The 22,624-nt window shown below is 68.9% G+C and carries 24 protein-coding genes; 17 read left to right on the top strand and 7 right to left on the bottom strand.

Annotation, left to right across the window (positions count from 1 at the left end; all coding sequences use genetic code 11):
- The first annotated feature begins 229 nt into the window (after positions 1–229).
- The 7 genes from ABFX18_RS10785 to ABFX18_RS10755 all read left to right on the top strand — a co-directional run bounded on the left by ABFX18_RS10785 (position 230) and on the right by ABFX18_RS10755 (position 5,574).
- Positions 230–1,396: a CPBP family intramembrane glutamic endopeptidase gene (locus ABFX18_RS10785; RefSeq protein ID WP_346058317.1), complete on the top strand. Its 1,167-nt coding sequence runs from the start codon at positions 230–232 to the stop codon at positions 1,394–1,396.
- Complete coding sequence (locus ABFX18_RS10780; RefSeq protein WP_346058316.1) at positions 1,389–2,918, top strand: hypothetical protein; 1,530 nt, start codon at positions 1,389–1,391, stop codon at positions 2,916–2,918. The genes ABFX18_RS10785 and ABFX18_RS10780 overlap by 8 nt, the downstream gene beginning before the upstream one ends.
- A gap of 116 nt (positions 2,919–3,034) precedes the next feature.
- Positions 3,035–3,472, top strand: coding sequence for a YtxH domain-containing protein (locus ABFX18_RS10775; RefSeq protein ID WP_090153019.1), 438 nt, complete (start codon positions 3,035–3,037; stop codon positions 3,470–3,472).
- Positions 3,469–3,933, top strand: coding sequence for a phage holin family protein (locus ABFX18_RS10770; protein ID WP_200331955.1), 465 nt, complete (start codon positions 3,469–3,471; stop codon positions 3,931–3,933). Before ABFX18_RS10775 ends, ABFX18_RS10770 begins: the two co-directional genes overlap by 4 nt.
- The gene (locus ABFX18_RS10765) at positions 3,930–4,190 is read left to right on the top strand and encodes a DUF3618 domain-containing protein (RefSeq protein WP_090153010.1); all 261 of its coding nucleotides are present in this window, start codon (positions 3,930–3,932) and stop codon (positions 4,188–4,190) included. Before ABFX18_RS10770 ends, ABFX18_RS10765 begins: the two co-directional genes overlap by 4 nt.
- 169 nt (positions 4,191–4,359) lie before the next feature.
- Positions 4,360–5,151, top strand: coding sequence for a uroporphyrinogen-III synthase (locus tag ABFX18_RS10760; RefSeq protein WP_090153005.1), 792 nt, complete (start codon positions 4,360–4,362; stop codon positions 5,149–5,151).
- A gap of 3 nt (positions 5,152–5,154) precedes the next feature.
- Complete coding sequence (locus ABFX18_RS10755) at positions 5,155–5,574, top strand: hypothetical protein (RefSeq protein ID WP_090153001.1); 420 nt, start codon at positions 5,155–5,157, stop codon at positions 5,572–5,574.
- Positions 5,575–5,661: 87 nt separating this feature from the next.
- On the opposite strand, the gene ABFX18_RS10750 is transcribed toward ABFX18_RS10755, so the two are convergent.
- The 3 genes from ABFX18_RS10750 to ABFX18_RS10740 form a co-directional block, all read right to left on the bottom strand.
- A complete protein-coding gene (locus ABFX18_RS10750) occupies positions 5,662–6,237 on the bottom strand; it encodes a nitroreductase family protein (protein WP_211649530.1) in 576 nt (191 codons plus the stop codon).
- 103 nt (positions 6,238–6,340) lie between these two features.
- On the bottom strand, positions 6,341–7,324 hold the full coding sequence (locus tag ABFX18_RS10745) for an AEC family transporter (protein WP_211649529.1): 984 nt from the start codon (positions 7,322–7,324) through the stop codon (positions 6,341–6,343).
- Positions 7,325–7,368: 44 nt separating this feature from the next.
- A complete protein-coding gene (locus ABFX18_RS10740; RefSeq protein WP_090152993.1) occupies positions 7,369–8,250 on the bottom strand; it encodes an ArgP/LysG family DNA-binding transcriptional regulator in 882 nt (293 codons plus the stop codon).
- Positions 8,251–8,337: 87 nt separating this feature from the next.
- On the opposite strand from ABFX18_RS10740, the gene ABFX18_RS10735 reads away from it, so the two are divergent.
- The gene (locus tag ABFX18_RS10735) at positions 8,338–8,955 is read left to right on the top strand and encodes a LysE/ArgO family amino acid transporter (RefSeq protein WP_090152989.1); all 618 of its coding nucleotides are present in this window, start codon (positions 8,338–8,340) and stop codon (positions 8,953–8,955) included.
- A 20-nt stretch (positions 8,956–8,975) separates the two neighbouring features.
- On the opposite strand, the gene ABFX18_RS10730 is transcribed toward ABFX18_RS10735, so the two are convergent.
- Positions 8,976–9,722 (bottom strand): response regulator, encoded by a 747-nt coding sequence (locus ABFX18_RS10730; RefSeq protein ID WP_346058315.1) that lies wholly within the window; start codon positions 9,720–9,722, stop codon positions 8,976–8,978.
- The gene (locus tag ABFX18_RS10725; RefSeq protein WP_346058314.1) at positions 9,719–10,954 is read right to left on the bottom strand and encodes a sensor histidine kinase; all 1,236 of its coding nucleotides are present in this window, start codon (positions 10,952–10,954) and stop codon (positions 9,719–9,721) included. The genes ABFX18_RS10730 and ABFX18_RS10725 overlap by 4 nt, the downstream gene beginning before the upstream one ends.
- Positions 10,955–11,156: 202 nt before the next feature.
- Between ABFX18_RS10725 and ABFX18_RS10720 the strand changes: the two genes are divergently transcribed.
- The 5 genes from ABFX18_RS10720 to codB all read left to right on the top strand — a co-directional run bounded on the left by ABFX18_RS10720 (position 11,157) and on the right by codB (position 16,302).
- The gene (locus ABFX18_RS10720) at positions 11,157–12,158 is read left to right on the top strand and encodes a tripartite tricarboxylate transporter substrate binding protein (RefSeq protein WP_346058313.1); all 1,002 of its coding nucleotides are present in this window, start codon (positions 11,157–11,159) and stop codon (positions 12,156–12,158) included.
- A complete protein-coding gene (locus ABFX18_RS10715; protein WP_336662960.1) occupies positions 12,155–12,811 on the top strand; it encodes a tripartite tricarboxylate transporter TctB family protein in 657 nt (218 codons plus the stop codon). The genes ABFX18_RS10720 and ABFX18_RS10715 overlap by 4 nt, the downstream gene beginning before the upstream one ends.
- Before the next feature lie 2 nt (positions 12,812–12,813).
- Complete coding sequence (locus ABFX18_RS10710) at positions 12,814–14,352, top strand: tripartite tricarboxylate transporter permease (RefSeq protein ID WP_090152967.1); 1,539 nt, start codon at positions 12,814–12,816, stop codon at positions 14,350–14,352.
- Positions 14,353–14,509: 157 nt separating this feature from the next.
- Positions 14,510–15,016, top strand: coding sequence for a nucleoside deaminase (locus tag ABFX18_RS10705; RefSeq protein ID WP_090152965.1), 507 nt, complete (start codon positions 14,510–14,512; stop codon positions 15,014–15,016).
- Positions 15,013–16,302: a cytosine permease gene (gene codB / locus ABFX18_RS10700; RefSeq protein WP_346058312.1), complete on the top strand. Its 1,290-nt coding sequence runs from the start codon at positions 15,013–15,015 to the stop codon at positions 16,300–16,302. The genes ABFX18_RS10705 and codB overlap by 4 nt, the downstream gene beginning before the upstream one ends.
- A gap of 5 nt (positions 16,303–16,307) precedes the next feature.
- Here the strand turns inward: codB and ABFX18_RS10695 are convergent, their stop codons facing one another.
- Complete coding sequence (locus ABFX18_RS10695) at positions 16,308–17,378, bottom strand: threonine aldolase family protein (RefSeq protein ID WP_346058311.1); 1,071 nt, start codon at positions 17,376–17,378, stop codon at positions 16,308–16,310.
- 139 nt (positions 17,379–17,517) lie between these two features.
- On the opposite strand from ABFX18_RS10695, the gene ABFX18_RS10690 reads away from it, so the two are divergent.
- The 4 genes from ABFX18_RS10690 (at position 17,518) to ABFX18_RS10675 (ending at position 21,418) form a co-directional block, all read left to right on the top strand.
- Positions 17,518–18,402, top strand: coding sequence for an ABC transporter ATP-binding protein (locus ABFX18_RS10690; RefSeq protein ID WP_090152954.1), 885 nt, complete (start codon positions 17,518–17,520; stop codon positions 18,400–18,402).
- Complete coding sequence (locus ABFX18_RS10685; protein WP_346058310.1) at positions 18,399–19,322, top strand: ABC transporter permease; 924 nt, start codon at positions 18,399–18,401, stop codon at positions 19,320–19,322. Before ABFX18_RS10690 ends, ABFX18_RS10685 begins: the two co-directional genes overlap by 4 nt.
- A gap of 186 nt (positions 19,323–19,508) precedes the next feature.
- Complete coding sequence (locus ABFX18_RS10680; RefSeq protein WP_346058309.1) at positions 19,509–20,780, top strand: sensor histidine kinase; 1,272 nt, start codon at positions 19,509–19,511, stop codon at positions 20,778–20,780.
- Complete coding sequence (locus ABFX18_RS10675) at positions 20,780–21,418, top strand: response regulator (protein ID WP_090152945.1); 639 nt, start codon at positions 20,780–20,782, stop codon at positions 21,416–21,418. The genes ABFX18_RS10680 and ABFX18_RS10675 overlap by 1 nt, the downstream gene beginning before the upstream one ends.
- Before the next feature lie 200 nt (positions 21,419–21,618).
- Here the strand turns inward: ABFX18_RS10675 and ABFX18_RS10670 are convergent, their stop codons facing one another.
- Positions 21,619–22,437 carry a siderophore-interacting protein gene (locus ABFX18_RS10670; protein ID WP_346058308.1) on the bottom strand — a complete coding sequence of 273 codons (819 nt, stop codon included), beginning with the start codon at positions 22,435–22,437 and terminating at the stop codon, positions 21,619–21,621.
- Positions 22,438–22,624 lie beyond the last annotated feature (187 nt).

The following is a 22,624-nucleotide window of genomic DNA, read 5'->3' as shown; positions in this document are numbered from 1 at the left end:
CGCAGCGAAGGGTGGGAGCTTAGCGAAACGCAACGCGTTTCGGTCGGCTCCGGTGACGCGGAGCGTCAGCCCATGGAGCGTTCTCGGGCCGAGCCCCCGGTTGCTGGGCCGAGCCCCTATCGGGAACACGTTCGTTCGATAGGGGTTCGGCGTGCGCGCAGGGATTCGGTGTCGAGGGCTGACGACACGCCTCAGGCGTCTGCGGGTGGCGGGTGAGAGGATAGGGATCATGACGAGCACTGGATCCGAGCCTCCCGAGCTTCCCGAGCGCCCTGAGTTCCCCGCCCCGCAGCAGCCCGGCGCGCCGGGTGCGCAGCAGGGCGGTCCAGCACCTGAGTGGGGCTGGGTGCGCCCGCAGGCGGTGCTGCAGACGGTGGAGACGGAACCCCTGGAATATCATCGCCTGCTCCGTGGCGTCGCGAATTACCGCTGGTGGAAGCCGTTGCTGCTGTTGCTGCTCTCCGCCGTTTACTTCGGTATCTTCACCGTCATCATCAGCATCGCCTTCGTTCCGATCCTGATGACGGACCCCGCTTACCTCGAGGGCATCGTCTCCGGCGAGGGGGACGTGCTTGATACGCAGGTACCGGTGTCGGTGCTGCTCTCCCTGGTGTCGATCATCATCATGATTCCGTCGGTGATCCTCGCGATGCTGACCCTCGGCATGCGTCCCACCGGGCGCATCTGGTCGGTGGCCGGCCGCATTCGGTGGGGTTTGCTCGGCCGCGTCTCGCTCGCGGCACTGCTCGCCGTCGTCGTGATGAACGTCGCTGGAATCGCGCTCGAGATCGCGATGGATCCCGCTTCGTTGACGGAGACCGCGGAGACATCGTCTTCGGGAGCGGACTTCGACTGGACGGCAGCCTGGACGTCTCTGATTCTGGTCGTGCTGCTCGTTCCGCTGCAGGCGACGGCTGAGGAAGTCGTCTTCCGCGGTCTCTTCATGCAGGTGCTCGGATCGTGGCTGAAGAGCCCGTGGTTCGGGATCATCATTCCCTCGGTCGGTTTCGCGCTCGCCCATATCTATGACATCTGGGGCCTCCTCGCAGTGGGCGCCCTCGGGCTCGTCGCCGGCTGGGTGACCTGGCGCACCGGTGGTCTGGAGGCGGCCATCGCCATTCACATCGTGAACAACCTCATAGCCTTCGGCTTCATGACCTTCGCCGTCGGCGGCGAAACTGCCCAGGTCGAGGCGACCGGAGGCCCGGGGTCGTTCATCGGTTCGCTGGTCGGATATGCCCTGTTCATCTGGCTCGTGCTGCGCATCTTCCGCAAGCACGGGTACGGCCGCTCGCGCATCGATCTCGTGCAGGTGCCGGTGACGGAGCCGGCTCTCGCGGGCGGAGCGCCGATGACCGGCGGCGGGGCGCCGCAGGGTCCGCAGCAGCATGGTTGACGTCTATGTCATCGGCGAGGGCCCAGTGGAGCTGGCGGCGGCTCTCGAATTCGCGGAGGTGGGCCTCAGCGTGCGCATCGGTCGCGCCGCGACGTCCGGTGGCGCGGCGTTCGCCGCTGGAGCTGCCGATGGTGGCGATGCCGACCGAGCTGACGAGGCTAGAGCCGGGTTCTCGCCCGATGAGGTCACGGATCCAGACGGAACGCTGCGGGCGTTCCTCGACCATGTGGCGTCGCCCCTTTCGCCGGGCAGCGCACCGTTGACCGGTGCTCGGCCGATCAGCGAGGCGCCGGTGCCGGTGCTGTTGCGCGGCGCAGATCGAGCATGGACCATGCAGCCAACGCCCGCGGTCCTGGGGATTCCCGCGGTGCCGCTGTCTCGAGAGAGCCTCGCGGTGCTGGGGCGTCGCGGTGCCGCGCGTGCATTTCTCGATCGCGTGCGCCCCGTGCTGACGATCGGCAAGACGCGCTCGCTCGGTCGACTCGTGCGATCGCGGCTCGGGAAGAGCGCGTTCGACCGACTGGTGGACCCTATCGCGCGAGCGAAGTACGGCGTGAGCGCCGATCAAGTCGACGTGGCGATCGCTGCCCCAGGGCTCAATGAAGATGTCACCACAGCCGGGTCGCTCTGCGGTGCAGCGCTCGCGTACGCAGAACGGCATGTTGCACGTGAAACCCGCGTGCGACCCAGTGCCGGCTGGGAAGCGCTCCGCGAAGCTCTGCTCGAGCGACTCGCGCTGTACGGCGCCGAAGTGGCTGGTGCGCCCGTCGTCGGCGTCCGCCGCATCGGGGCCGCGGTCGGTGACGAATCAGACGCCGCTGACGGTCCGGGCGCCGGTGACGCCTCTGCCCCCGGCGCCGACAGTGATCGCGGCGGAGCGACCGAGTGGCTGATCGAGGAAGCGGGCGTGCGGATCCCGGCGAGCGCCGTCGTGATGGGCGACCGCGCAGTCGGGTTGCCCGGCGTGCCCGCCGAGGGGCAAGTCCCGGAGACATCATCGATGCGATGGGTCGCGGAACTCGACGTGACGGCACCTGACTTCGTCACGGCCGCTCGCGCAGTGGCAGGCCGGCGTGCGGCACTCGAGACGGTTGCCGCGCCGAACGGCGAGCTGTGGAGCGTCGCCTGGGAGAGCGCGCTCGGCGATTCCGAGGCCTCGACGTGGCGGATCCGCTTCGCAGGGCCGGCTCGAGACGTCGACGGGGCGGGTGCTCCACGAGCTGAGGCGCTCGCCGACGTTCGCGCCGCGATCGACACGATGCTGCGCGATGTGCTCGACACCTCGGGGGCGCGGCGCACGGATCCCGACCTGCCGGTCGACCTCCGCATGGTGCCGGCTCTGTTCGCGAGTGTCGAGGCACGCGACCGCTCGCTGCTCCATACCACTTCACCGGTCGCAGCGGAATCCACTTGCCTGAGGGTGGGTCCCGCAGTGCATAGTGGAGACCTCGCTGCAGCCGTCGCTGAGGCTCGAGAGCGGTCGGTGCACCTGCGCCGAAGGCTCACAGGCATCGCTGAGTGACGACAGCGGCGCGAGATGGGGGAATCGCCGGAGAAGCGGCCCCCAAGCGCTGCACCCGCACCCGCACCGGGAGTAGGCTGGGCGAAGACCAGGAACCGCCACGAACTGGAGGCATCATGAAGGGCAAGATCGCATTCGTTCTCGGCGCAGCTGTGGGGTACGTGCTCGGTTCACGTGCCGGACGCGAGCGCTACGAGCAGATCAAGCGTGGCGCAGAGCAGGTGTGGAACACCCCATCAGTGCAGCAGGGCGTCGACGCTGTGCGCGACGCGACCCGGGGAACCGTGGAGAACGTGAAGGACACGGCGCTGCGCGCCGGGAAGAACGCCTTCGCTTCCCTCGTCGGGGGGCAGAGCCGCTCGTCGTCGCAGTCCGGTGCAGCTCCGCAGCGCAGCGCCTCGTCGCAGCATGCCGCGTCGTCCCAGCACGCATCCTCGGTGCCGGCTCAGCCGAGCAGCACCCCGAAGAAGTCGCCGAGTGACTCGTCGACCTCCGCGCAGGCTGACTCCGCGGACACCAACGCGTCCGCGGAGGCGGACGGAGGGAACGCATGAGTCGAAGGAAGGACGAGGCCGGCACGTTCGAGCTGCTGACCCGCCTGCCGCATCAGATCGTCAGTCTGGCGAAGATCGAGTATCAGAACGCCAAGCGCGAGATCATCACGAAGGCCAAGCGCGCAGGGATCGGAGCCGGTGCGATCGTCGTCGCGCTGTTCTTCCTGTTCTTCATGCTCGAAGCTCTCGTCATCGCGGCGATCGCCGCTCTCGCGATCGTCTGGCCGTGGTGGCTGGCGGCACTGGTGGTGGCGGCCGCGCTGCTGCTGCTCGCGGCCGTCGCGATCCTGGGGGGGATCGCGCTGATCAAGCGGGGCAATCCGGTGCCGGAGGAGACGCTCGACCGCGTCGGCGGAGATCTCTCTGCGATCGGTGAGGTGCGTGTGAACGCAGAACCGACCGCGACGCACCATTCCGCGCGCGAAATGCCGCGCGTCGGTGAAGAAGGGAACTGGCGATGAGCTCCGAAGAGAAGCGCCACGGCATCGCCGAAGCGGATCAGGCCCGAACCGAGCTGTACGACACGCTCTCACAACTCAAGGTGCGATTGAACTACGCCCAGCGCGTCGACGACGCCGTCGAGGACGCGAAGGTGCGGATCGCCGAGGAGAAGCGGGACAACCCGGCAGGCTTCGGGGCAGGAGTCGCCGGCGTCGCGGTGCTGGCGGGCCTCGCTGTCTGGGGCATCGCATCGGCGGTCGCGCGACGCTTCTCCTGATTCGCGCGCAGGTCACAGTTCTATTTCGTTCACCCCGGGAACCGTCGTCGTTTTGCTTCGGCGCGGTGGCAGGGTAAGAATAGGGTCAATGGATTTCCGGGAAGGGCCCGTATGCAGCTCTGCGCTGCAGGCGATGGCCATTCGTATTGGTATCGAGTGAGTGGGGTGTATGTCTGCTGAGGCGAAGCCGCTCAGTGGCCTTCGGGTGCTCGTTCCTCGGGGCGGTACCTGGGGCGATCTGGTCTCAAGAGCCCTGCGTGAACGCGGTGCGCACACGGTCATCGCACCGCTCGTCGACTTCGCGCACACGAGCGAAGAAGACAAGCTCGTCAGCGCGCTGAAAGACCTCGAGGCCGGTGCGTTCGACTGGCTGACGGCGACGAGCTCAACAGTCGCCGACGTGCTCAAGCACCACAACGCGGTGATCCCTCCTGAGACGAGTGTCGCTCTGGTCGGAGAGGCGACGGCCGTCGCCTTCACCGACGCCGGATATCCCATCACCCGGACGCCGAGCGAAGAGAACAGCACGCATGCGCTGCTCGAGGAGTGGAGCGAGATCGAGACGGACGCGGTGCTGAAGGTGCTCACGCTGCGTTCCGATGTGGCGATTCCCGTGCTCACCGAGGGGCTCATGGACCGCGGGCACGACGTGACCCAGGTGCTCGCGTTCCGCACTGTCGGCGTGCCCGCATCCGTGCACATCCGAGAGGACATCGAGTCGGGTCGCATCAACGCGCTGCTCGTCGCTTCGGCGAAGATCGCCGAAGAGGTCGCGGCGCAGTTCCCGGACCTCCCCTCCGACACGATCGTGGCGTGCGTCGGCGTGAACACGCTCGAGACCGCTGCGGAGCTCGGACTCCCCGCAGATGCGGACGATCCGTCGCACCCCGACTACGCGCTCAAGCGCGCGCTCATCGAGACCGTCGAATCGGTCATCGACCAGAGCGACATGCTGGACTGACCGATGGCACGAGTCGAGGTGCACCCCGATCGCGTGGTGATCCGCATGACCGCTGCCGAGCGGTTCGCCGCGATGCGCCGCCGGGACATCGTGCTCGATCGGTCGGCGATCACATCGGCCATCGTCACGGACGACCCGTGGGTCTGGGTGCGTGGCGTGCGAGTTCCCGGTGCCGCCATTCCCGGCCGCCTCGCGGCAGGAACCTGGCGCAATTTCACCGGCAGGGATTTCGTGCTGGTGCGCAGAGGCCGGAAAGCGGTCGTCATCGACTTCGAGAACCCCGAGGGCGCCGAAGAGGATCACGGCTGGCAAGGCGAATTCGACCACTTCTCGCGGGTGATCGTCTCATCGGTGCACGCGGGAGAGCTCATTCAGGCCCTGCGGCTCGATGGCGGCGAGACCGCGGTCGATACCGAAGCCTGACGCGCCGGCGCGCGGCGAAGCCGGACGAGAACCGGTGCACGCCCGCTCGGTGCTGGATGCCCGGTACCGAGGTGCGGGGCCAGCGGGTCAGTCGCGGACGAGCACGAGCGAGTCGAGATCGAGACGCGTGCGCGGGGCGAGCTCACGTTCGCGGAGCACTTCGGGAAGGCTGTCAGCTGAGCCGAGCTTGCCGATCGCGCTGATCGAGACCGGCACGAGACGATCCTCCAGATCGAATGCGGCGCGGATGGCGTCGCGGTCGAACCCGCCGAGCTGATGCAGGTGCAGGCCCTCCGACGTCGCTTGCACGCTGAGGTGCGCGACCGCCTGTCCGAGGTCGTATTCCGCCCACGGCCGAGCGTTGCCCTCGGCGTCGGTGGTCTCCGCGACGTTCACGATGAGTGCGCCAGCGTTCACCGCCCATTCGCGGTTGAACCCGACCAGGGTCTCGGTGATCCGAGCGAAGATCTCACCGCCCCTGCGTGCGATGATGAACCGCCACGGCTGGGTGTTGTTCGCGCTCGGCGCCCAGCGGGCGGCCTCGAGGATACCGCGGAGAGCGCCCTCAGGGAACGAGTGCGTGGTGTCGAAGGCGCGCGGGCTCCAGCGTTCGGCGAGAGATTCGATGACGGGTGCGCTGGTGATTGCGGTGCGCGGGCTCACGATGGGGCTCCTCAGGTTGTGCGAACGGGGTATCCGACTGACTGCAACTGCGGGGGCGCGCGGACTATTCCCGGTTCGAATGCGAACGTGGCGGCTGCTCGATTCAGCCGAGGAGCCAGGCGACGCCCGCGATGATCGGCAACGACGCGAATGTGGTGAGGAAAACGGTGTCTCGCACCATCGTCTCTCCGCGTCGGTAGGTGGCGGCGTAGTTGTACACGTTCTGCGCGGTCGGCAGTGCCGCGATGGTCGTGGCGACGAAGACCTCATGCGCGCCGAGGCCGAAAGCGGTTGCGAGGCTCCAGGTGACCACGGGCATGAGCAGCAGCTTGAGCGCGGAGGCAGTGAAGACCGCGGCGCGGCCGGTGCCGCGCTGGAGGGCGCGCTGCCCGTAGAGCGAGATGCCGAAGCTCAGCAGGACCATCGGGATGGCGGCGTCGCCGAGCATTTCGAGCGGGGCCGAGACGATCTCGGGGATGGGGAGGCCGATGAGCGCGACGATGAGGCCGAGCACCGACGCGATGATGATCGGATTGGAGGCCGCGCGTCCGAGCGCGGCGAGGGCGCCGTGGAAGGCGCCTCGAGGCCTCGGCGCGGACGCCGCGGCCGCCTCTGCCTCGGGAGCGCCGTCGACGAGTCTGCCGGTGCGCGTCGCCTCGAGCATCGACAGAATGGTCGGCGCGAAGCAGAGCAGCTGCACGAGAATCAGCGGCGCCACGTAGGCGGCGTCGCCCAGGATGTACACCGCCACCGGCAGCCCGAGATTGTTCGCGTTGACGTATCCCGAGCATGCCGCGCCGAGTGTCGTCGTCGCCAGGTCGCGCTTGAACCAGAGACGGGAGGCGATGACGAAGACGGCCGCGACGATGACAGCGGCGAGACTCGTGATGAGGATCACGGGTGACAGGATGACGCTCGGGTCGCTCTGTCGGAGCACGGTGAACAGCAGCGCCGGGGTTGCGACGAAGAACGCCACATTGTTCAGCACGCGGCGCTGGTCGCCCTGCACGACTCCGAATCGAGCGGTGAGGTATCCGGCTCCGATGATCCCGAGAATGAGCGCGAACCCCTGCAGCACTCCGAACATTCAGCTCCTCCCGGCCCCTCCCATCCTAGGGGGAGGCCCGGAGATCACCCGAGCGCCGCCGCTGCCTCTGCGGCGATGATCCGGGAGAGGTCGTCGAGCACGGGGGAGTCGAGTTTCCACCGCTGCCAGAAGAGCGGCATGAGGATCGGCCGGTCGCCGAGCGCGACGAGGCGCCCGTCGGCGAGCCCGGCTGCGCACTGCAGTTCGGGGAGCATGCCCCAGCCCATGCCGAGTTCGATGGCGTGCGCGAACTCGGCCGATGATGGAATGAAGTGGCGGGGCGGTGCGACGGCGGTCCGCGTGATTCGGCGGATGAATCGCTGCTGGAACACGTCGTGCCGATCGAACTCCAACTGCGGAGCCGTGGCGAGCGCGGCCCCGGTGACGCCATCCTCGAAGTGACGCGCTGCGAAGGCGGGGCTCGCCACGGCGAAGTACCGGTCGGTGCCGATGCGGGTCGAGGTGCATCCGGGCACGGCGGTGGAAGTCGCGGTGAGCGCGGCCATAGCGGCGCCGCTGCGCAAGCGCTCGGTGGAGATGGTCTCATCCGCGCGCATCACCTCGAATGCGGCGCCGGTTTCGCGGGAGGCTCGGGCCAGCGCCGGAACGAACCACGTGGCCAGCGAATCGGCGTTCACGACGATCGGGATCAGCGTGCCGGTCGCCTCGTCAGCGCCGAGCTCCGCAGCGACATCGACCGCGATCTGCTGCACCTGACGGGCTGCGCGCAGCGCGACGGCTCCGGCAGCGGTGACGGTGACGGGACGCGTGCGCTGGAGCAGGACCGTTCCGACCCGCTGCTCCATGGCGCGCACGCGCTGGCTGATCGCCGACGGCGTGATGTGCAAGCGCCGCGCCGCGCCTTCGAAGCTCCCCTCGTCGAGGATCGCAGCGAACGTGGCGAGGTGCTCGACGGGGAAGTCCATGCACCGATCTTAAGCAGAATTCATGATGGTGAAGGATATGCACGCAGGTTCAATGAGGTCCTCCGCCCCCGCGCAGCGTACGTTCGAATGGTGATCATTCCTTTTCTCATCGGCGCGGGCAGCGGGCTATCGCTCATCGTCGCGATCGGCGCTCAGAACGCGTTCGTCTTACGGCAGGGCATCAGGCGAGAGCACGTGCTTCCCGTGGTGCTCATCTGCGGACTCGCCGACGCGATTCTGGAGTTGCTGGGAGTCGCCGGGATCGGACTCGTCGTCGAACGCGCACCGGTGCTCCTCGAGATCGTGCGCTGGGGCGGCGTCGCCTTTCTGCTCTGGTACGCCTGGTCGGCGGCGCGTCGAGCCCTGCGCCCCGCCGGGCTGGTCGCCGGACAGGCCGACGCCGCGTCACTGCGGCAGACCGTGACGGCCTGCCTGGCGATCACGCTGCTCAACCCGCACGTGTACCTCGACACGATGGTGCTGATGGGGTCGCTGGGGAACGCGCAGGGGGATCCGGATCGCTGGTGGTTCGTGCTGGGCGGGGCCCTCGCGAGCCTGTGCTGGTTCTTCCTCCTCGGGTACGGCGCACGAGCGCTCACGCGCTTCTTCGAGACCCCTCGATCGTGGCGCATCCTCGACTCCGTAGTGGCTGTCACGATGCTGGTGATCGCGGCGCGCATCGCCTTCGGCGGCATCGGCGCCTGAGGCCAGAGCTCGGGAGAGGGCTAACCGGCGGGCGGCGGCACCAGGCGGTAGAGCACCTCGGGGCGCCCCCGCTTGCCGTAGCGGTGCGCGAGGTCGATCGCACCGGTCTCGACCAGATGATCCAGATAGCGTCTCGCGGTGGCGCGGGAGATCTCGCACCGTTGCGCGAGCTCGACCGCGGAGAGCGGAGCCACGGGATCGAGCGCGGAGAGCACCGCCGACAGGGTCACCTCGGAGATGCCCTTCGGCAACGCGGCATCGGCCTGATCCCGCTCAGCGCGCGCCGGTGCGCGGAGGTCGATCCGCCCGGTCGACTGCAGGCGATCGATCTCCCCCTGCCCGAGGGTCATCTCCCGCGCGGCGGCTGCGGCATCCCGGCGTTCGTCTCGGTAGCTCGCGAGGCGCGCATGCAGGGCCTGCTCCGTGAACGGCTTGACCAGATACCCGATGACGCGCGCCGCGAGCGCCTGCCGCACGGTCACCTGATCGCGCGACGAACTGATCACGAGTACGTCGGGAGAGGCCTCCCGCACCGTGCGCAATCGGTTCAGCACGTCGATGCCGCTGACGTCGGGCAGACGCATGTCGAGGAGCACGAGATCCACGTCACCGCGCAAGCTGTGCTGCACGGCCGCGCGACCCGTGCCGACCGTCGCCGTCACCGCGAACCCTGGGGCCCGCGACACGTAGTGCCCGTGCAGCTTGCGCGCGCCGGCATCGTCGTCGACGACGAGCACGCGAATGGGGGCCGGATCAGACGGGCTCATGTGCGCGCCTCGAGCTCGAAGCGGAACCGGGCGCCGCCCAGATCGGATCGCCCGACCTCCACGGTGCCGTGCCGGTCGGCGATGACGCGTCGCACGAGGTCGAGCCCGATGCCGCGCCCGAACCCCGTGGCGTCGCCCTTCGAGGAGAAGCCGCGCGCGAACACCCGGTGAGCGGTCGGCGCCGCGATTCCCGGTCCGTCGTCGGCGACCTCGCCGTGCAGCACGCCGTCGGCCTCGATGAGTGCGCAGCGCACCCGAGTCGCGCCCGCTTCGCCCGCATTGCGGCAGAGATTCGCCAGCACCAGGGTCACGTCCTCGTCGACATCCCGCTCGACGTCGATGGCCGTCTCGAGCACGGCTCCGAGCCCTCCGAGCTCCGCCCGCAAGGCGTCGAGCGTCGCGCGCAGCAACGGGTGGTGGACCTCGGCGGGACCATCGCTCTCGTCGATGGGGGCCGCGCTGGCGATGTACGCGAGCGCCTCCGTCGTATCGCCGTGGGAGACGAGCCCGTGGATGACGTGGAGTCGCGTGTGGAACTCGTGGGTCTGCTCCCGCAGGGCGGCGGACGTTCGCCGCATGCTCTCCGCCTCCGTGGCAAGCGCATCGAGGCGGCGGAATCGTCGCTCGAGGAGCGCCGCGAGTGCGGAGCTCGCGAGCGTGCCGATGAGCAGGGCGCCGAGAGCCCAGGGCAGCAGCTGGCGGAGCGCCCCCTCGAAATCGGCCGATATGCGCGACTCGAGAATGCCGACGGAGAGGGAGCCGATCACAGCGCCAGCATCGTCGCGGACCGGTACCTTCGCTCGCAGCGTGGTGCCGATGGTGCCGCGTTCGGTGCCCAGGAACTCCTGCCCGGCGAGCACGTCGTCGATCGAGGTCGACACGTGCCCGCCGCGCAGCGCGGGGGTGGGGTGCGTGATCCGGATGCCCCGATCGTCGGTGATGACCAGGTAGTCGACGCCGGCCGCCTGCTCGACGACGTCTGCCAGTGGCTGCAGTTCGCGCGTTGCATCGCCGACGTCGTCACCCGTGCGTTCGAGTACCGAGCGCACCTGGTCCAGCTGCGCCAGGCTGGTCGCGACGTCGCGCACCCGCTCCCCGGTGGCCTCGCGAATGCTCGACTCCTGCACTGAGACGGCGATGCTCGTGGTGACCCCGACGCTCGCCAGGACGAGCAGGGTCGGGAGCAGCAGGATCGCGAGCCGCGCGAAGCGCGACGTCGACCAGTGCGGCATCGCAGCACCTCCTGTCACAACCGTCGCCTTCCGCTTCCTCGCCCGCCCCGGATCCGCGCGGCGGTGCGAGCCCCGGATCGCGCCGCTGCGATCACCGTGAGCATTTATGAGCACAAATCGCGTGGAGCGGGCGCGCACGGGAAATGGTTGACATCTTATAGGCGTCAGTGCGGCACAACGGCGTCCGCACGAAGGAGTGAACATGACAGATACACCGCAACGAAACGTGCGCCGCACGGTGCTGCGCGTCATCGGCGGCGCGATCGCCGCGTGCGCCGTCGGCGTGGCCGCATTCGGATCGATCAGCTCCGCGTCGGCCGGCAGCGACATCCACTCGTCATTGACCATCGTCGCCCCGGCTGCAGCGGGTGGCGGCTGGGACACGGTCGCGCGCGAGATGCAGCAGGCGCAGCGTGCGAACGGCCTGAGCACCAATGTGCAGGTCGTCAACATGCCGGGAGCCGGGGGCACGATCGCCCTGGGCAACCTGTCGACGCTCGAGGGGGAGGCGAACACGATGCTGGTGGGAGGCACCGGGCTGCTCGCCGCCACCATCCAGTACGGCTCGGATGCGACGCTCGACGACGTCACCTCCCTCGCCGTCGTGTTCGAGGAGTACGACGTCATCGTCGTGCCGGCCGACTCGCCCTATGAGACTCTGGACGACCTCGTCGAGGCCTGGCGCGACGACCCGAAGTCGATTCCCTGGACGGGAGGCGGCTCGTTCGATCAGCTCGTCGTCACCGATCTCGCGCTCGCCGCGGGGATCGAGCCCACCGAGACGACGTACATCTCCTCGGACGGCGGCGGCGAGGCCGTCGCCGCGCTGCTGAACGGCACGGCCCAGGCCGCAACCGGGGGCTACCCCGACAACATCGACCAGATCGAGTCGGGCAGGCTTCGGGCGCTCGCGATCGTCGCCGAGGAGCCCATCGAGGGAATCGACATCCCGACGGCGCGCGAGCAGGGCTACGACATCACGCTCGCGAACTGGCGCATGCTCGCGGCACCGGCGGGGCTCACCGAGGAAGAGACCTCCGGGCTCGGCGAACTCGTCGCTGACACGCTGGCGACGCCCGAGTGGGCAGCCGCCGTCGAGCGCTACCACTGGACCGAACAGGTGATCACTGGCGACGACCTGGATGCGTTCCTCGCGGAGGAACGGGATCGGATCGCTCGCCTGTATGAGGAGATGGGGCAATGACGCCGACCAGCAACCCGACCGCGATGTCCGCGGTCGTCGGCGAGGAGATTCGCTTCTCGACCGGGAGCCCGCGCACGACCGCCTGGCTCAAGCATCTGATCATGCCGGTGCTGCTGCTGGCATTCGCCGCCTATCTCGGCTTCGGCATGCTCACCATGCGCGTTCCCGAGGGCACCGCATTCCCCGGCCCGCGCTTCTTCCCAGCGATCATCGCCGGCGGGCTCGTGCTCTTCGCGATCCTGCTCATTCTCGCGGCGGCGAGGCAGCTTCGCGCCGACAGCGCCGCACGTACGGCTGCGACTCGCCAGGTCGATGACTTCGAACTGCTCAGCTCGGAGCACGACGCGCTGGCGGAGCGCGACGGAGCGACGGGCGATGGAGCTGCGCGTGATGGAGCGCGCGCGGTCAAGATCGACTGGCGGTCCCTCGCCTGGGTGATCGGATCGTTCGCCGCGTTCGCCCTCCTGCTCGACGTGCTCGGGTGGGTCATCGCGGCCGGCCTGCTCTTCTGGTGCGTCGCACGCGGCTTCGGCTCTCAGAAGCCGATCGCGAGTCTCGTGACGGGCTTCACCGTGAGCTCGCTCGCCTACATCGCGTTCGACATGGCGCTCGGCATGTCGCTGCCCTCGGGCATTCTGGGCGGGGGGTTCTGACCATGGAATCACTCCAGCTCCTGATGGAGGGCTTCGCCGGAGCCCTCACCTGGCAGAACCTCGTCTGGGTGCTCGTCGGCTGCCTCCTCGGCACCGCCGTCGGCGTCATGCCGGGCCTCGGCTCGTCGATGGCGGTGGCGCTGCTGCTGCCGGTCACGTTCTCGCTCGAGCCCACGGCCGCCTTCATCATGTTTGCCGGCGTCTACTTCGGCGGGCTCTTCGGGGACTCGACGATGGGCATTCTCATGAACACGCCGGGCCAGGCCTCGGCGATCGCCTCGACGTTCGAGGGCCACAAGATGGCGTTGAACGGCAAGGCCGCGCAGGCGCTCGCGACCGCTGCGATCGGCGCCTTCGTCGGCGGGTTCATCGCGTCGATCCTCGTCGTGTTCCTCGCGCCGGCGCTCGCCGACTTCTCCTCGAGCTTCGGCCCCGCCGAGTTCTTCGCGCTCGCGGTCTTCGCGTTCGTCGCAACCTCCTCGGTGGTCACCGATAACGCGGTGAAGGGACTCGCAGCGCTCTTCATCGGTCTGGGCATCGCGGTGATCGGGATCGACGGCGCCTCTGGCGCACCGCGCTTCACCCTCGACTCCCCGTTCCTGTTCGACGGCATCTCGCTGGTCACCGTCACCGTCGCGGTGCTCGCGCTCGGCGAGGTCATCTACGTCGCATGCCTCGAACGGCACATGAACGACAAGGCGATCATCAAGCCGAAGGGGCGCCCGTGGCTGTCGAAGGCGGAGTTCCGTGAGGCGATGCCGGCGTGGCTGCGCGGCACCGTCATCGGCGTCCCGTTCGGCGTGGTGCCGGCCGGCGGCTCGGAGATCCCGACCTTTCTCGCCTACGGTCTCGAGAAGCGGCTCGACGCGCGTCGCAAGACGCCCCGCTTCGGCACCGGTGCGATCCGCGGTCTCGCCGCCCCCGAGGCTGCCGGCAACTCGACGACGGGCATGGCGATGGGCGCCCTGCTCGCACTCGGTCTCCCGATCTCGGCGACCGCCGCGATCATGCTCGCCGCCTTCCGCCAGTACGGCCTGCAGCCGGGCCCGCTGCTCTTCGAGCGCGCCCCGGACCTGGTGTGGGTGCTGCTCGCGAGCTTCTTCATCGCGATGATCGTGCTGCTCATCCTGAACCTGCCGTTCGCGATGCTGTGGGCGAAGCTGCTGCTGATCCCGCGGCCGTACCTGTATGCCGGAATCACGGTCTTCTGCGCCCTCGGAATCTATGCCACGTCGGGCTCCATCTTCGACCTGTTCCTGCTGCTCGGCATCGGATTCGTCGGATTCCTGATGCGGGCGCTCGACTTCCCGATCGCACCGCTGATCATCGGCATGGTGCTCGGGCCGCTCGCGGAGACGAGCCTGCGCGACGCCGCGATGAGCGCGAACGGCGATTTCTCGGTGCTGGTGAGCGGGCCGATCACGATGGCGCTGTACGGACTGCTGCTGCTCGTGCTCGTCTTCGCGGTGCGGGGGCGGATCGTCGGTCGGCGCCGCGCGAAGGCGGCCGAGGCGGCCGATCGGCAGTCGGTCGGGGCGTAGGCGCTCGGGCGCGGTCTCCGTGAGAGGTCCGGCTTCGGTGGGACGCTCGGACGACGAGTCGTCCCACCGAAGCCGGATCTCTCACCGAACATGTGGCGCCGGGTCAGGAACGCCGCGAGGAACGCCGCAGCGCTCGCACGGCGATACGATTGCAGTCATGCCGATCTCCGCTCAAGACCGAACGTATCTCGACCTCGCCATCGAACAGGCGCAGCTGGGCTGGGACGAAGGCGGGGTGCCCATCGGCGCCGCCCTCGTGCGCCACGGCGCCGACGGACCCGAGGTGCTCGCCGTCGGCCGAAACCGACGTGTGCAGATGGGCAGCGTGATCCGCCACGGCGAGACCGACTGCCTCGAGAGCGCGGGTCGCCTCCCGGCGAGCGTCTACCGGGAGTGCACCCTCTACACGACGCTCTCGCCGTGCACCATGTGCGCCGGCACGGCGATCCTGTACGAGATCCCGCGCATCGTCATCGGCGAGCACCGCAGCTTCGAAGCCTCCGAGGCGTGGCTCGCGAGCAACGGCACGGAACTCGTGATCGCCGACGACGCGACCTGCATTGACCTGATGGATCGCATGATGCGCGAACGCCCCGAGATCTGGGCCGAAGACATCGGCATCGAGACCGACGAGCTCGCCGGCGGCGCCCGGGTCGGCGAGTGAGCGCAGCACCCGAGACCGAGACGGTCATCGACCGGGACTACCCGGTCACCCCCGTGCCGCAGCACGCACGCAAGGGATTCTTCTCGCTCATGGTGGTGCTGCTCGGCTTCACCATCTTCACACCGACTATGCTCGCGGGCGCCGCGCTCGGGCAGTCGTTCGCGCTCAACGATCTGCTCGTCGTCATCCTGCTCGGCTCCGCCGTGCTCGGCGCATACGTCGCGGTGCTCGGATGGATCGGTGCGCGCACCGGACTCACCACGGTGGTGATGGCCCGGTACACGCTCGGCAGCCGCGGCTCGAAGCTCGCATCGATCCTGCTCGGCGGCACGCAGATCGGCTGGTACGGCGTCGTGATCGGCACGATCGGCGAGCTCACCGCGCAGGCGTTCGGGTGGGAGAGCTTCGCCGCGAAAGCCGCGGTCATGGTGGTGGTGAGCGCGCTCATGTGCGCGACCGCCGTCTACGGCTACCGCGGCATGTACTGGGTATCGCTGATCTCGACTCCGCTGATCCTCATCCTCGCGTTCTGGGTGATGTTCCGGTCGCTCGAAGAGGTGGGCGGCTGGGCCGGTCTCGCCGCCGTGCAGCCGGATGCGTCGATGTCGATGCCGATCCCGGTCGCCGTCACCACGGTCGTCGGAACGTTCGTCTCCGCTGGCACGCAGGCGCCCAACTGGACGCGCTTCGGGCGCACGGGCCGCCAGGCGGTGCTCGCCTGCGTCATCGGATTCTTGGTCGGCAACGGGCTGATGATCTTCTTCGGCGCGGTCGGCGCGATCACGTTCGGCGAAGGCGACTTCGTGCTCGTGCTCTTCAACCTCGGCCTCGTCGGCTGGGGGCTCTTCCTGCTCTTCGGCAACCTCTGGAAGTCGAATGCCGACGCGGCGTACTCATTCGGCGTCGCCGGTGCCGAGCTCTTCGAGAAGCCCAGCAAGACCCGGTTCGTGATCATCGGCTCGATCATCGGCACCGTGCTCGCGCTCTTCGGCGTCAACGAGCACCTGCCCCAGTACCTCGGGCTGCTCGGCACGTTCATCCCGCCCCTCGGCGGCGTCATCATCGGCGATTACCTCGCTCGGTGGCGGCGCACCCAGATGCCAGAGGGGGAGGCGCTGCCGCGCGCGAACTGGGTCAACCTGGGCGTCTACGCGATCTCGTGCGCGCTCGCCTGGTTCGCCGGCGAATTCGGGATCGGGATTCCTCCGATCATCGGTGTCGTCGCAGCCCTGGTGCTGTCATTCGCCCTGGCGCGGCTGTCGCCCCGGCGGCCGCTCGCGGGCTGAGCGGGTCAGCCGGCGAGCGCGGCCAGCAGTGCGTCGACGTCCGCCTCGGTCGTGTCGAACGCGCACATCAGGCGGTAGAGCCCGGGCTGCGTCGGCCACGCGCCGAACACGAACGCGGACTGGGCCCGCGTTGCGGCCTCGGCGGGCAGCTCGACGAATACGGCGTTGGACTCGACGGGGTGGGCGATCCTGACCCCGGGCACGGTTTCTCCGAGGGCGCGCACGCCCGACGCCAGGCGCTGCGCGAGTTCGTTCGCACGCGTTGCGGAGCGCAGCCACAGGTCGCCCTCGTACAGTGCAACGAGCTGCGCTGAGATGAAGCGCATCTTCGAGGCGAGCTGCAGGTCGATCTTGCGCAGATAGCGGATCCCGTCAGCAGCTTCCGGCCGCAGCACGACGACGGCCTCCGCACCCAACAGGCCGTTCTTCGTGCCGCCCAGGCTCAGCAGGTCGACGCCGACGTCAGTGGTGAGCTCGCGCAGCGACGCGCCGAGGTGCGCTGCCGCATTGCCGAGCCGGGATCCGTCGACGTGCAGCACCAAGCCGAGTTCGTGCGCCTGATCCGCGAGGGCGCGGATCTCATGAGGGGTGTAGACGGTGCCGAGCTCGGTCACTTGCGAGATCGACACCGCGCCCGCCTGAGACCGGTGCTCGCTGCCGAAGCCCCACGCCTCGCGAGCCACGAGTTCGGGGGTGAGCTTGCCGTCGGGCGTCTCGATGCCGAAGAGCTTGAGACCGCCGGTCTTCTCCGGGGCGCCCGCCTCGTCGGTATTGATGTGCGCGGTGCGAGCGCAGATGACGGCGCCCCAGCGGGGGAGCGCGGCCTGCAGTGCGAGCACGTTCGCGCCGGTGCCGTTGAAGACGGGGAACGCTTCCGCCTCGGCGCCGAACAGCTCCCGAGCCACCTCTTGGAAGCGGGCCGTGACCGGGTCGCCGCCGTACGCGGGGACGTGGCCCGTGTTCGCGAGCGCGAGCGCCTCGATCACCTCTGGATGCGCGCCCGACCAGTTGTCGGAGGCGAACGCGCGGGAGACTGGCGCGGTGGCTGCTTCTGGCGATGCGGCGTGCTGGCTCATCGCTCCAGCCTACGCTCGGCGAGCCCGCGGCGGGAGCGCGGACCCCACGCGGAACCCGGCGCGGGTCCTCCGATCGGTGGACTGCAGGTTCACCCACCCGGTCGTTCCCCGCCGCTTCGGCACCGGGCAGTCTGGAAACATGAACAGCACACTCAGCTCCGCAGCCGTTTCGGTGCGCGGGCTCACGAAGCAGTACGGATCGCGACGGGTGCTCGACGGCGTCGACCTCGACATCGCCCGAGGCGAGACGTATGCGCTGCTCGGGCCGAACGGCGCGGGTAAGAGCACGGCCATCGAGGTGCTCGAAGGCGTGCGACGAGCGACGAGCGGCGACATCTCGGTGCTCGGCGAGCACCCCCTCTCGGCGCCGCGCGCGTGGAAGTCGAGGATCGGCATCGTGGCGCAGTCGACCGGGGACGCCGGCCCCTACACCCCGCGCGAGCTGATCGCGCACTTCGCGACGCTCTACCCGAACCCTCGCGGCGTCGACGAGGTGCTCGATCTCGTCGGACTCACGGAGCAGGCGAAGACGCGGGCGACGAAGCTCTCGGGCGGACAGCAGCGGCGGCTCGATGTCGCACTCGGCATCATCGGGCGGCCGGAGCTCGTCTTCCTCGATGAGCCGACCACCGGTTTCGATCCCGAAGCGAGGCGTCACTTCTGGGCGATGCTCGACGGCCTGACGGGTGAGGGCGCTGCGGTGCTGCTCACCACCCACTATCTCGACGAGGCGGAGTACCTGGCCGATCGCGTTGGCGTGCTCTCCGGCGGGAGGATCGTCGCCGAGGCGACGCCCGAATTGCTCGGCGGCGCCGAGGCTCGCACCCCGGTGGTCAGCTGGCGCGACGCCGCGGGGGTGCGTCACGAGGAGCGCACCGCTGTGCCCGGTGTGGTCGTCGAACGGTTGATGCACGAGGCACGAGAGATCGGCATCCCGACCGGGCCGGCCGAGCTCGAAGTGCGACGCCCGGCACTCGAAGACATCTATTTGAACCTGATCGGCGCGAACGGAGCGGAACGATGACGACGAACGATGCGAAACGGGGGGCGGGTCCCGCTCAGGTGGCAGGGCCAGCGCGAGCGGCAGGAACGGAAGACTCGGGGCCCCACTCGAACGGCGTCGCACGCCGGCTCCCCGGGATCCTCCGCTCGGGGTGGAACAACATCGGATTCGAATTGCGCGGTTACTTCCGCACGCCCGATGCCGTCTTCTTCACGTTCCTCTTCCCGCTCGTGATGCTGGGCATCTTCGGGGTCGCCTTTCAGACGTCCGGCGAGGTCGGTGCGCGGGCAGACGGCACCGGGGGCGTGACGATGGCCGCCTACTACCTCCCCGGCATGGCCGCTGCAGGATTGCTCCTCATCGGAGTGCAGAATCTCGCCACCGATATCGCCCGCGAGCGGAGCGACGGATGGTTGCGGCGCTTGGGCGGCACTCCGCTGTCGCCGGTGAGCTATTTCATCGGCAAGATCGGCATGATCCTCGTGACCGCCCTCGCTCAGCTGCTGCTGCTCATCGCGTTCGCCGTGGTCGCCTTCCAGGTGGAGCTTCCGACGGAGCCGGAGCTGTGGGGGCGATTGGCCTGGCTGTTCGGGCTCGGGATCATCGCGATGGCCCTCCTCGGCGTCGCGCTCTCGGCGCTGCCCCGCTCGTCGCGCAGTGCGACAGCGGTGATCCTGCCGGTGGTGCTGCTGCTGCAGTTCATCTCGGGCGTGTACCTGCAGTTCTCGATGCTGCCGGAGTGGTTGCAGCAGCTGGCGAGCCTGTTCCCGTTGAAGTGGTTGGCGCAGGGGATGCGCTCGGTGTTCCTGCCCGATCATTTCCAATTGCAGGAGCTCGGGGAGTCGTGGGATCTCGGTCTCGTCGCCCTGAATCTGGTGGCCTGGCTCGCAGCGGGCCTCGCGCTCAGCCTCCTCACGTTCAGATGGCAGCGGCGGTCATAGGCGAATGCGTGAGCATTCGCGACCGCCGCTGGTGCCGCCCACGGCGGCAGCCCACGGAGCGGAGCGCGGGGTGAGCGGCGGTCATAGGCGAATGCGTGAGCATTCGCGACCGCCGCTGGTGCCGCCCACGGCGGCAGCCCACGGAGCGGAGCGCGGGGTGAGCGGCGGTCGTGAGAGAGTGATGCCATGAGTCAGCTGGAGACTCCGGGGATCGCGTCGGGGCGCTTTCCGCTGCGCTGGTGGGATGCCGGCGTCGTGGTCACCCTCGTCGCGATGGCCATCGTCGGCGGTCGCGAGCTGCAGTTCGACGGTGCGCCCGCGGCGCCGTATCGGGTGGCCTGGACCTTCGCGCCGCTGGCGGCGCTCGCGCTCTGGTATCTCGCGGTCGGGCGGCGCGTGATGCTTCGAGCCGTGCGCGATCTGCCTGCGACCGCTGCCGATGCGCTCTTCCTGGTCGGGCTGGTGCTGCTGGTGGGGGTTGCGACGTTCGGGGTGACCTCGTACGCCACGCTCCAGACCATCGGGTATCCGCTGGTCTGGACGGTCGCGCGCCGCTATCGCGAAGCGGTCGCGTGGAGTGCGGCACTCGCGGTGGCGGTGTGCATCGGTTTCGTCGGCCCGGGTGATCCTTTCGGTCGCGCCGGCGGCTTCTGGGGTGCGTTCGCCGTCTCGGCCCTCTCGCTCGTCTTCGCGCTGGTCATGGGAACGTGGATCACGGGCATTCACGCGCAGGGGGAGCGTCACCGCGAACTCGCGGAGGCGCTGCGGCGCTCGCAGCACGAAGTGGCCGCGCTCTCGGAGGCCGCCGGTGCCTCTGCCGAGCGGGAGCGGATCTCGCGCGACCTGCACGATACGCTCACGCAGACGCTCACCGGTCTCGTGATGCTGAGCGAGCAGGTGGATCGCGCGCTCGCCGCAGGTGATGCCGCTGCCGCGCGGGAACGGCTCGAACGGGTGCGCTCAGCGGCCCGAGAGTCGTTGCAGGAGGCGAGGGTGCTGGTTGCGACGACCCAACCGCTCGGCGACGGCGGCCTGGAGGCATCGATCGAGCGGACGGTGACCCGCCTCAGGGAGGATACGGGGCTGCTGGTGACGTGCGAGCTCGAGTCGTTGCAGCTGGACCGCGAGCGGCAGGTGATGCTGCTGCGGGCGACTCAGGAGGGCCTGGCGAATGCGCGCAAGCATGCGCAGGCGACGAGGATCTCGGTGATGCTGGTGCGCGGTGATGACGGATCCGTCGTCCTCCGAGTCGATGACGACGGGGTGGGGCCGGAAGCCGCGGGCGGCGGGGCCTCTGTCGGCGGGTACGGCCTGTCGGGCCTTGCCGACCGCATCCGAGGAGTGGGCGGTGAGGTGCGGTTCGGCGATCGGCCGGGGTGCGGTGCGCGCCTGGAGGTGCGACTGCCGGCGACCGTTGCGGCGGCCGCGCCCGGTCACGAGCGAGAAGGAGTTCGTTGATGGTGCGCATTCTGGTCGTGGACGATCACCCGATCGTGCGTGCTGGTATCGCGGGTCTGCTTGCGACCGAGCCTGATTTCGAGGTGGTCGGCGAGGCGGCTTCCGGGGAAGCCGCGCTCGACCTGGTGTCGGCCGCGCGTCCGGACGTCGTGCTCATGGATCTCCGGATGCCGGGAATGGGCGGCGTCGAGGCCACCCGACGACTCACCCGCCTCACGGCGTCGCCTCCGCGCGTGCTCGTCTTCACGACGTACGAGGAGGATGATCAGATCCTCGCCGCCATCGAGGCCGGGGCGAACGGGTATCTCGTCAAGGCTGCGCCCGCAGACGAGCTGGCGGCCGGTGTGCGCGCGGTTGCCGCCGGGCAGACCGTGCTCGCGCCGTCGATCGCCGCGCAGCTGGTCGCTCGGGCTCACGCCGGCCCTGAGGATCGCGCGGAGCGGGGCCCGCGGCTCACTCCTCGGGAGGTCGAGATTCTGCGGTTGGTCGGGGATGGGATGAGCAACCCGGAGATCGCGGGGCGGCTGTTCATCGGCGAGTCGACGGTGAAGACTCACCTGCTGCGAGCGTTCGAGAAGCTGGGCGTGTCGGATCGCACGCGAGCGGTGACGCGCGCGATGGAGTGCGGGATCCTGTAGCGCTGCGCCGCGCCTGTGGATAACTACACGGGTGTGATTCACACTGTGGATGGTCGATGCTTCCGCGGAATCACGGCGTTCTTGAGGGTTGGTGCGCGCTTCCCTGAGCGGCTCTCGGGATGGTTGTGCACAGGACTGTAGCGGCACTGTGGAGAATTACACCGTTGTCATTCGGGCCGGGATCGGTCCGTTCCAGAGCTCTAACGCTGCCGCCAGTATCCGCAGAAATCGACCGCCTGCTTGGCGACGCCGCACTCGTTGACGAGATGACGGCGGCCGCCGGTTGCGAGCTGCTGCTCGCCTGCGACGAACGCCGAGACGGGGCCGGCCGTGGCTGATGCCGGGAGCGCGCGAAGCGCATCGAGGGCCGCGGATCCGGGGTGAGCGCCCGGCTCGCGAACGATCCACTGCACGTCGACGCCGCTCGGGGCCTCGACCGGTTGGCAATCCGCAGCGTTGGGCACCTCGATGATCGCGTGGCCCGTGCTCTCCGGTCCGATGTCGCGCAGGATGCCGAGCACCGCGGGGAGCGCGCTCTCGTCGCCCGCCAGCACGACGCGATCGGCGTCCTCGACCGCGCGGTATCCGCATCCCTGATCGATCAGCGCCACCCGGTCGCCGATGGGGAGCGACGTGGCCCAGGGCGCGGCGACGCCCGCGTGCGCCGGATCGTCCGATTCGTGCGCGACGAAGTCGATGTCCATCTCGTTCGTCTCGGGTCGGAACGCCCGCACGGTGTAGTTGCGGATCTCGGGCCGCGTCGCCTTCGGCAGGGCCAGGTACTTCAGGTACCCGCGAGTATCGAATCGATCGGACATGCGATCGAATCGGGTCGCTTCGCCGGCAACGGGCATGGCGAGTCTGAACCACTGATCGAAGCCGAGGTGACGCCAGCGTGAGAAGTCGTCGCCGCCGACGGTGAGGCGCACGAAGCCGGGGGATATGCGATCGGCGCGCAGCACCTCGGCCGTGACGAGACCGGTCTCCGCGTGGGCGACGACGATGTTGCTGGAGGGCATGGCGGATCCTTCGGTTCGCGGGAGTCGGCGGCATGACGCGGCCGGAGCACCCCAACGGTAGTTCATCAGATGAATGCTCCGCAAGTGCTCGTTGACAGACTCGGCGGCGGTATGTAGGTTCATTAGTGAAGTAACTAACCAAGGAAGCTGCGAGGCGAATCCGTCCGAGTCAGCGACCCCGACTGAA

The organism is Leucobacter alluvii (assembly GCF_039530485.1).
Classification (GTDB): Bacteria; Actinomycetota; Actinomycetes; order Actinomycetales; family Microbacteriaceae; genus Leucobacter; species Leucobacter alluvii.
Note: the sequence above shows the minus strand (reverse complement) of the source record. Positions and strands in the feature narration are given on the sequence as shown.

Bases quoted from the DNA above. Each gene is read 5' to 3' on its own strand.
- ABFX18_RS10765 (WP_090153010.1), top strand. From the start codon at position 3,930: ATGAGCTCCGAAGAGAAGCGCCACGGCATCGCCGAAGCGGATCAGGCC.
- ABFX18_RS10715 (WP_336662960.1), top strand. From the start codon at position 12,155: ATGACGCCGACCAGCAACCCGACCGCGATGTCCGCGGTCGTCGGCGAG.
- ABFX18_RS10670 (WP_346058308.1), bottom strand. From the start codon at position 22,437: ATGCCCTCCAGCAACATCGTCGTCGCCCACGCGGAGACCGGTCTCGTC.
- ABFX18_RS10705 (WP_090152965.1), top strand. From the start codon at position 14,510: ATGCCGATCTCCGCTCAAGACCGAACGTATCTCGACCTCGCCATCGAA.
- ABFX18_RS10770 (WP_200331955.1), top strand. From the start codon at position 3,469: ATGAGTCGAAGGAAGGACGAGGCCGGCACGTTCGAGCTGCTGACCCGC.
- ABFX18_RS10725 (WP_346058314.1), bottom strand. From the start codon at position 10,954: ATGCCGCACTGGTCGACGTCGCGCTTCGCGCGGCTCGCGATCCTGCTG.
- ABFX18_RS10755 (WP_090153001.1), top strand. From the start codon at position 5,155: ATGGCACGAGTCGAGGTGCACCCCGATCGCGTGGTGATCCGCATGACC.
- ABFX18_RS10680 (WP_346058309.1), top strand. From the start codon at position 19,509: ATGAGTCAGCTGGAGACTCCGGGGATCGCGTCGGGGCGCTTTCCGCTG.
- ABFX18_RS10745 (WP_211649529.1), bottom strand. From the start codon at position 7,324: ATGTTCGGAGTGCTGCAGGGGTTCGCGCTCATTCTCGGGATCATCGGA.
- ABFX18_RS10690 (WP_090152954.1), top strand. From the start codon at position 17,518: ATGAACAGCACACTCAGCTCCGCAGCCGTTTCGGTGCGCGGGCTCACG.
- ABFX18_RS10740 (WP_090152993.1), bottom strand. From the start codon at position 8,250: ATGGACTTCCCCGTCGAGCACCTCGCCACGTTCGCTGCGATCCTCGAC.
- ABFX18_RS10695 (WP_346058311.1), bottom strand. From the start codon at position 17,378: ATGAGCCAGCACGCCGCATCGCCAGAAGCAGCCACCGCGCCAGTCTCC.
- ABFX18_RS10735 (WP_090152989.1), top strand. From the start codon at position 8,338: ATGGTGATCATTCCTTTTCTCATCGGCGCGGGCAGCGGGCTATCGCTC.
- ABFX18_RS10685 (WP_346058310.1), top strand. From the start codon at position 18,399: ATGACGACGAACGATGCGAAACGGGGGGCGGGTCCCGCTCAGGTGGCA.
- ABFX18_RS10730 (WP_346058315.1), bottom strand. From the start codon at position 9,722: ATGAGCCCGTCTGATCCGGCCCCCATTCGCGTGCTCGTCGTCGACGAC.
- ABFX18_RS10720 (WP_346058313.1), top strand. From the start codon at position 11,157: ATGACAGATACACCGCAACGAAACGTGCGCCGCACGGTGCTGCGCGTC.
- ABFX18_RS10785 (WP_346058317.1), top strand. From the start codon at position 230: ATGACGAGCACTGGATCCGAGCCTCCCGAGCTTCCCGAGCGCCCTGAG.
- ABFX18_RS10775 (WP_090153019.1), top strand. From the start codon at position 3,035: ATGAAGGGCAAGATCGCATTCGTTCTCGGCGCAGCTGTGGGGTACGTG.
- ABFX18_RS10760 (WP_090153005.1), top strand. From the start codon at position 4,360: ATGTCTGCTGAGGCGAAGCCGCTCAGTGGCCTTCGGGTGCTCGTTCCT.
- ABFX18_RS10710 (WP_090152967.1), top strand. From the start codon at position 12,814: ATGGAATCACTCCAGCTCCTGATGGAGGGCTTCGCCGGAGCCCTCACC.
- ABFX18_RS10780 (WP_346058316.1), top strand. From the start codon at position 1,389: ATGGTTGACGTCTATGTCATCGGCGAGGGCCCAGTGGAGCTGGCGGCG.
- ABFX18_RS10675 (WP_090152945.1), top strand. From the start codon at position 20,780: ATGGTGCGCATTCTGGTCGTGGACGATCACCCGATCGTGCGTGCTGGT.